We start from the raw sequence: 7,102 nt of genomic DNA, 5'->3' as shown, positions 1-7,102 counted from the left end.
TGCCTCCCCCGGAGACACCCCCACCCAGCCCGCAGCCCGCGGTTTACGGCTCGAACTTGTAACCCAGGCCCCGCACCGTCACCAGGTAACGCGGCGCCCCGGGATCGGGCTCGATCTTGGCGCGGAGCCGCTTGACGTGGACGTCCAGGGTCTTCGTGTCGCCCACGTAGTCCGCACCCCACACGCGGTCGATCAGCTGCATGCGCGTCAGCACACGCCCCGCGTTGCGCAGGAGCATCTCGAGCAGGTCGAACTCCTTCAGCGGGAGGTCGACCTTGCCGCCGGAGACCGTGACGACGTGACGGTCCACGTCCATCCGTACCGGGCCGGCTTCGAGGGCCGCCGGGGTGACCTCCTCCGGCTCGCCGCGGCGGCGCAGCACCGCACGGATGCGGGCCACCAGCTCCCGCGAGGAGAAGGGCTTGGTCACGTAGTCGTCGGCTCCTATTTCCAGGCCCACGACCTTGTCGATCTCGCTGTCCTTGGCGGTGACCATGATCACCGGGACGTTGGACCTGACACGCAGCTGCCGGCAGACCTCCGTACCGGGCAGGCCCGGCAGCATCAGGTCGAGCAGCACGAGGTCGGCGCCGTTGCGCTCGAACTCGTCGAGGCCGTCCGGGCCGGTGGCCGCGATGGCCACCTCGAAACCCTCCTTGCGCAGCATGTAGGACAGGGCGTCGCTGAAGGATTCCTCATCCTCGACGACAAGCACTCGGGTCACGGGCGGGCCTCCGGGGCAGGAAATGGTTCGTAGGAATCGGTCTCGTAGGGCCCGTCGTCGTCAACAGCACCGTTGTCGACTAGGGGTCCGCCGGTGGTACGACCCCGTACGACGCCCGACTCGGGCAGTCGCAGGGTGAAGGTGGAGCCCTGTCCCTCGGAGCTCCATACAGTGACTTCCCCGCCGTGCGAGGCCGCCACGTGCTTGACGATGGCGAGGCCGAGACCGGTGCCACCGGTGGCCCGTGAGCGGGCCGGGTCGACGCGGTAGAACCGCTCGAAGACGCGCTCGCGGTCCTTCTCGGAGATGCCGAAGCCCTGGTCGGTCACGGCTATCTCGATCAGATCCCCGCCGGGCACGGCCAGCTTCCGGGCGGCGATGCCGACGCGTGTGCGGGCGGGGCTGTAGTTGACGGCATTCTCCACGAGATTGCCGAGTGCGGCCGCGAGCTGGCTCCGGTTACCCCAGACGGAGAGGTCCGCGGTGCCGCCCGATGCCATGGTGATCTGCTTCGAGCCGGCCTGCTGGCGGCACCGGTCGACCGCCTCTGCGACCAGTTCCTCCACCCGCACGGGTTCGGCGTCCTCGAGCGGGTCGTCGTTCTGCACCCGGGAGAGGTCGATGAGCTCCTGCACGAGGTTGGTCAGCCGGGTCGCCTCGATCTGCATGCGCCCGGCGAACCTCTCCACCGCCTCGGGGTCGTCGGAGGCGTCCATGACGGCTTCGGAGAGAAGCGAGAGCGCGCCGACCGGGGTCTTGAGCTCGTGACTGACGTTGGCCACGAAGTCGCGCCGCACCGCTTCTATGCGGCGGGCCTCGGTGAGGTCCTCGACCAGCAGCAGGACCAGGCGTGAGCCCAGCGGGGCGACCCGGGCAGAGACGGCGAGCGCCTCGCCACGGCCCGTGCCGCGACGCGGAAGGTCCAGCTCGACCTGCCGTATCTCACCGTCGCGCCGGGTGTCCCTGGCCATGTGGAGCATCGGCTCGACCGCCAGGCGTCCGCCTCTGACCAGGCCCAGCGCATACGCGGCGGAGCTGGCCTTGACGACGCTGTCGCTCTCGTCGAGCACGACGGCGGAGGAGCTGAGCACGGAGAGGACCGTGTCGACCCCCGGGGGAAGCGCGGCATTGTTGTCGGGCCGCAGGGACGTACGCGTGGGACGCTTCTGCTCGCGTTCGCTCCAGCGGAACGCCAGCATGGCGATCACACCGGTACACAGCCCGGCGATCGCTGCAGCTGCGGCGACCGCCGCGTTCACGTCCATGCCTCAAGGTTATGCGGGCTCGCCGACACTCTCCCAGCCATCCGGGTGCCATCTCGAACACTCGTCGCCCAGAGTTCACCAAGGGGATAGTGACGGTTCACTTAGGCGGCCGGAACCCGACGCGTTGGCCCCGCAACGTGGCAGCGTGGGGGTCGGCCCCAAGACCCCGGCCTCAGGATCTGGAGAGGGACTTCCATGCGCGACGCTTACCACGAGGAACTCGATTCGATCGGCGAGGGCCTGGTCGAGATGGCCCGGCTCGTCGGCTCGGCGATCGGACGGGCCACGACGTCCATGCTCGACGCCGATCTCAAGCTCGCCGAAAGCGTGATCGCCGCGGACCAGAAGGTCGACGACCTCCAGCACGACCTGGAGGCCCGCGCCATCGCGCTGCTGGCCCGCCAGCAGCCGGTCGCCACCGATCTGCGGATCGTGGTCACCTCGCTGCGGATGAGCGCCGACCTGGAGCGTTCGGGCGACCTCGCCCAGCACGTCGCCAAGCTGGCGCGGCTGCGCTTCCCGGCGTCGGCGGTGCCGCACGACCTGCACGCGACCATCCTGGAGATGGGACAGCTCGCCCAGCGGCTGATGGCGAAGGCCGCCGAGGTGATCATCACGAAGGACGTCGACCTGGCGCTCCAGCTGGAGCAGGACGACGACGAGATGGACCTGCTGCACCGCACGCTGTTCCAGCACCTGATGGACGACCGCTGGAAGCACGGCATCGAGACCGCCGTCGACGTCACCCTGCTCGGCCGCTACTACGAGCGCTTCGCCGACCACGCCGTGTCGGTCGCCAAGCGCGTCGTCTACCTGGTCACGGGTGAGCACGCGGACGAGATCCAGGCAGCGGCGCCGGTGGAGGGGGCGTAGGGGGCGCGGACCGCCACGGCGGCCGTACCTCTGTTCCTGCACTCGTGCGCCGTTGATGCGCCCTTCGTGCTGGGCATGCAAGGGGTGCGGGGGCGGCGAGCCATGCCGTAGACCCGTCGTACGCATGCGCGTGCGCCGTCGAGTCGTACCCCTGCCGAACCCCTGAGGAGGGACCATGGCCGATTCCCCGGTGACCGAACCCCAGCACGAGACGCCGACCGAGGTCGTGCATCTGACCGTGCTGGGGGCCTGCGGCTGCGGCTCGGGCTGCGGGTGCGGCTGCCAGTCCGGCGCGCCGTGCCAGTGCGGTGGCTGAGTAGGGCCTCGCAGGCCCGCGCGAAACCGCGCACCGGCCGGCACCCCCGCGGCGGACGTGGGTCCGCCGCGGGGGCGCCTCGGCCGCATACCCGTCAGACCGCGGGCTCGGCCCCGGCCCGCTCGGTGGATGCGACCGGCACGGCGGGCGCGACCGGCACGGTGGATGCGACCGGCACGGCGGGCGCGACGACCGTAACCGGCGCCACGGGTGCCGTCGTGGTGACGACGGCCGGTTCCGGAAGGCTCAGGTTCCGCATCAGCAGCCAGTAGCCGAACGCGGCCACCGTGCCCAGCACCGCGCAGGTCCCCCACAGCCAGGCGGCACCGTAGTGGTCGATCACGAAGCCGGACATCAGCGGGGCGACGAGCGCCGCCACCGACCAGGACATCGTGTACACGCCCTGGTAGCGGCCGCGGCCGTGGGCGGGGGACAACTGCACGACGATGCCCGTCTGCGTGGGCGCGTTGACGATCTCGGCCAGGGTCCAGACGCACACCGTCAGCGCATACACCCCCACCGATCCCGCGAAGGCGGTCAGGCCGAATCCGTACCCCGCGACCAGTGACGACAGGATCAGCAGGAGGCGCGGATCGCGGTGATGGATGAACCGGGTCACGGGGATCTGGAGGGCCACGATCAACACACCGTTGACAGCGATGGCCGTGCCGAAGTCCGAGCTGGACAGCCCGTCCGCACCCATGGCCACCGGTAGTCCGACGTACCCCTGCTGAAAGATCAGCGCGACCAGGAACGACAGCCCGACGACGCCCATGTAGCGCCCGTCGCGCAGCACCGTGGTCAGCCTCACCTCGTCAGGCGCGGAGGTTCCGGCGACCAGCGGCTCCGCCTCGGGCCGGGACTCCGGCACCTTGAGGAAGACGACGACGGCACACAGCAGGGTCAGCGCCGCCTCGCCCATGAAACCGGCCAGATAGCTGTACTCGGCGATGAATCCCGCTCCGGCCGACGAGACGGCGAAACCCAGGTTGATCGCCCAGTAGTTGAGCGAGAAGGCCCGCACCCGGTCCTCGGGCGGGACGATGTCGGCCATCATCGCCTGCACGGCCGGCCGGGACGCATTGCTGGCCATGCCCACGACGAAGGCCACGCCGGCGATCGCGACCGGATGGACCATGAAGCCGAGCACGGCCACGGACGCGGCGGTCGAGAGCTGCGCGATCAGCATCGTCGGGCGGCGCCCCAGCCGGTCCGTCATCACCCCGGCGCCCAGCGACGACACCACTCCGCCGAGCCCGTGGAGGGAGGCGACGAGACCGGCGTACGAAGCCGAGTAGCCCCGGTCCAGGGTCAGATAGAGCGCCATGAACGTGGCGATGAACGCCCCGAGGCGGTTGACCAGCGTGCTGGTCCACAGCCACCAGAACTCCCTGGGAAGACCGGCGACCGTCTCGTGTGCCGCCTTCCTGAGACCGGCGACAGACATAGGACTTCCCCCCGAGGACGTACGCGTACGGAATGGACGTCGGCCTGTGTAAGCGGCCCGACGACTGTACGAACATTACGAAGGCGCGATCCCCGGCTGCCACTCAATTGACGCACCCCGTCAATCGTCGCGTCCCCCACCCGCCGTCGGTCCGCCCTTTGGCCGGGCGCGCGGAGGCCTCACGGGTTCGATTACGCTCGGACCCATGGCCGACGCACCGTACAAGCTGATCCTCCTCCGCCACGGCGAGAGCGAATGGAACGCGAAGAACCTGTTCACCGGCTGGGTGGACGTAGACCTCACCGACAAGGGCGAGAAGGAGGCGGTACGCGGCGGTGAGCTGCTCAAGGACGCCGGTCTGCTCCCCGACGTCGTGCACACCTCCCTCCAGAAGCGCGCGATCCGCACCGCCCAGCTCGGTCTGGAAGCCGCCGACCGCCACTGGATCCCCGTCCACCGCTCCTGGCGGCTGAACGAGCGCCACTACGGCGCCCTCCAGGGCAAGGACAAGGCCCAGACGCTCGCCGAGTTCGGCGAGGAGCAGTTCATGCTCTGGCGCCGCTCCTACGACACCCCGCCGCCCGCACTCAAGGACGGCACGGAGTTCTCGCAGAGCGCCGACCCGCGCTACGCCTCCATCCCGACGGAGCTGCGTCCGCGCACGGAGTGCCTCAAGGACGTCGTCGAGCGTATGCTGCCGTACTGGTACGACGGCATCGTCCCGGACCTCCTCGACGGCAGGACCGTCCTGGTCGCCGCCCACGGCAACAGCCTCCGCGGCCTGGTGAAGCACCTGGACGGCATCTCCGACGACGCCATCTCGGGCCTCAACATCCCGACCGGCATCCCGCTCGCCTACGAGCTGGACGCCGACTTCCGCCCCCTGAAGCCGGGCGGCACCTACCTCGACCCGGACGCGGCCAAGGCTGCGATCGAGGCCGTGAAGAACCAGGGCAAGAAGAAGTAGCCTTTGTGATCACGCCCCGAGCTGCGCTTACGGCGCGGATCGGGGCATTTTCACGGCCTGGTACCACTTTGGGCCCCCAGTGCCCCGGCTCTTGCGGTCGGAGTGCCAGACCGAGAGCCTTCCGGGCGCGGTCACGGCTGCTTGGCATGAGGTGCACGTACGCCTTCAAGGTCAGTCCCGGATCGGAGTGTCCGAGGTACTCGCTCACGGCCTTGATGCGCTCTCCGGCATCCAGGAGAACGGACGCGTAGAAGTGCCTGAAAGCGTGCATGCCGTGTTCCCGAGCAGCGGCGTGTTCGCGGCTCTTCGCCTCGGGAAAGACGCCGACCTTGGCGAGTGCGGGTTTCCAGTGGTCCTCGTTCAGCGACGTGCGCCAGACGTGCCCACCGAGGGGACCAGTGAAGATCAGGTGTTTAGTCACGGGCGGACCGCCGGCGCGCATCCACGGCAGCGTGATCTCTATTGGCGGCAAGAGCTTCATGTGCGCCTTGAGTGCGTCCGCCACGGGCTCGGGCAGCGGCACCTCGCGCAACTTGCCGCCCTTCGGTGGACACGGGCGCGCTCAGGCTCAGCTTGAGCTGTTGTACGACGTGAAGCGTGTCGTTGTCGAAGTCGAGTTCATCGACGGACAGCCCGAGGATCTCGCCCTGTCGCAGGCCGCACCCGGCGCCGACGTCCACCATGGGCCGAAATCGGTCGACCAGGGTGGCGGGCACGGCGAAGACCCGTTCCGGCAGCCAGGGGACCAACCGTCGGGCGCCCATCTCCGGGAGCGTCACCGTGCGCGAGTTGCAGGGGTTCCGGGGCAGACAGCCGTGTTCGACGGCTGCGCTCAGGATGGCCCGCACGTTGGATAGTTGACGCGGGCGTACGAGCCAGACATGCCGGACGCTGCGAGCTGCGTCACGAACTCGCGCATGTGCCTTGCGGAGGCTGGCGGACGCTAAACACTTTGTTTAGCATCCGCAGAAACACCCCAGGTCAAGGGCGTTGCACTTGCTCGGCCGGACGCTGCGGACGCTTTCCCCCCTCAGCTCTCTAGGACGGACGGTGCAGGGGCTTCCGATGGGTGGGGCGCCCACTCTCTGAGGTGCCTCGTCCAGCCACTTGGTTTCGGGCGGCATTTCAGGATGGGCCCCGCTGCACGCCGTGAGGAGCTCTCCAGGACGCGTGCATGCGGTGCGCAGCGACATCCCCGGAGTGCGGCAAGCTATCGCCTCGCTTCGCCGGGTGGCGCACCATGCGGCAACAGCGCGCGCCCGCCGCGGCGCCGGCCCTAGTAGTACCACCAGTCGAGGCGATCCGGTCACCCTCTCATTTGGTTGGGTAAGCACCGGGCCCGCTCGAGCGCCGATCCGAGGCGATCGGACCAATCGTGTGCCCACGCGCAGAGCTCCAGATCCATGGCTCCATTGTTGACTCTCTCTGACCGGATCTCGCCGACGCCGACGCCGACGACCACGAACCCGGAGGGGTCCCAACGAAGCCATCGAGCGGGCCCGGTGCTTAC

6 protein-coding genes and 1 pseudogene are annotated in these 7,102 nt (G+C 69.2%); 3 read left to right on the top strand and 4 right to left on the bottom strand.

Annotation, left to right across the window (positions count from 1 at the left end; all coding sequences use genetic code 11):
* Window positions 1–43 precede the first annotated feature (43 nt).
* Together phoP and phoR are read right to left on the bottom strand one after the other, a co-directional pair.
* On the bottom strand, window positions 44–715 hold the full coding sequence (gene phoP, locus BFF76_RS27780; protein WP_465269737.1) for a two-component system response regulator PhoP: 672 nt from the start codon (window positions 713–715) through the stop codon (window positions 44–46).
* A 5-nt stretch (window positions 716–720) separates the two neighbouring features.
* A complete protein-coding gene (gene phoR, locus BFF76_RS27775; RefSeq protein ID WP_031093475.1) occupies window positions 721–1,989 on the bottom strand; it encodes a two-component system sensor histidine kinase PhoR in 1,269 nt (422 codons plus the stop codon).
* Between the two features lie 195 nt (window positions 1,990–2,184).
* Between phoR and phoU the strand changes: the two genes are divergently transcribed.
* Entirely contained in the window at window positions 2,185–2,862 is a 678-nt protein-coding gene (phoU, locus tag BFF76_RS27770) for a phosphate signaling complex protein PhoU (protein WP_031093478.1), read from the top strand.
* Window positions 2,863–3,037: 175 nt separating this feature from the next.
* A complete protein-coding gene (locus BFF76_RS33120) occupies window positions 3,038–3,178 on the top strand; it encodes a hypothetical protein (protein WP_167359532.1) in 141 nt (46 codons plus the stop codon).
* Between the two features lie 94 nt (window positions 3,179–3,272).
* Here BFF76_RS33120 and BFF76_RS27765 read toward each other — a convergent pair whose 3' ends face one another.
* Window positions 3,273–4,625, bottom strand: a complete 1,353-nt coding sequence (locus BFF76_RS27765; protein ID WP_065849308.1) for an MDR family MFS transporter — start codon at window positions 4,623–4,625, stop codon at window positions 3,273–3,275.
* A 205-nt stretch (window positions 4,626–4,830) separates the two neighbouring features.
* Here BFF76_RS27765 and BFF76_RS27760 point away from each other — a divergent pair, with 205 nt between their 5' ends.
* Window positions 4,831–5,592 carry a phosphoglyceromutase gene (locus BFF76_RS27760; RefSeq protein WP_065849307.1) on the top strand — a complete coding sequence of 254 codons (762 nt, stop codon included), beginning with the start codon at window positions 4,831–4,833 and terminating at the stop codon, window positions 5,590–5,592.
* An 85-nt stretch (window positions 5,593–5,677) separates the two neighbouring features.
* Here BFF76_RS27760 and BFF76_RS31805 read toward each other — a convergent pair.
* A pseudogene (locus BFF76_RS31805) lies at window positions 5,678–6,514 on the bottom strand (tyrosine-type recombinase/integrase); the annotation flags it as partial.
* Window positions 6,515–7,102 lie beyond the last annotated feature (588 nt).

Source organism: Streptomyces mutomycini (genome assembly GCF_001700505.1).
GTDB classification, from domain to species: domain Bacteria; phylum Actinomycetota; class Actinomycetes; order Streptomycetales; family Streptomycetaceae; genus Streptomyces; species Streptomyces mutomycini.
This window is presented reverse-complemented; position numbering and strand designations above follow the sequence as displayed.

What these genes read in the sequence shown, in the direction of transcription:
- phoR (WP_031093475.1), bottom strand. Translation starts at nt 1,989, where the DNA reads ATGGACGTGAACGCGGCGGTCGCCGCAGCTGCAGCGATCGCCGGGCTG.
- phoU (WP_031093478.1), top strand. Translation starts at nt 2,185, where the DNA reads ATGCGCGACGCTTACCACGAGGAACTCGATTCGATCGGCGAGGGCCTG.
- BFF76_RS33120 (WP_167359532.1), top strand. Translation starts at nt 3,038, where the DNA reads ATGGCCGATTCCCCGGTGACCGAACCCCAGCACGAGACGCCGACCGAG.
- BFF76_RS27765 (WP_065849308.1), bottom strand. Translation starts at nt 4,625, where the DNA reads ATGTCTGTCGCCGGTCTCAGGAAGGCGGCACACGAGACGGTCGCCGGT.
- BFF76_RS27760 (WP_065849307.1), top strand. Translation starts at nt 4,831, where the DNA reads ATGGCCGACGCACCGTACAAGCTGATCCTCCTCCGCCACGGCGAGAGC.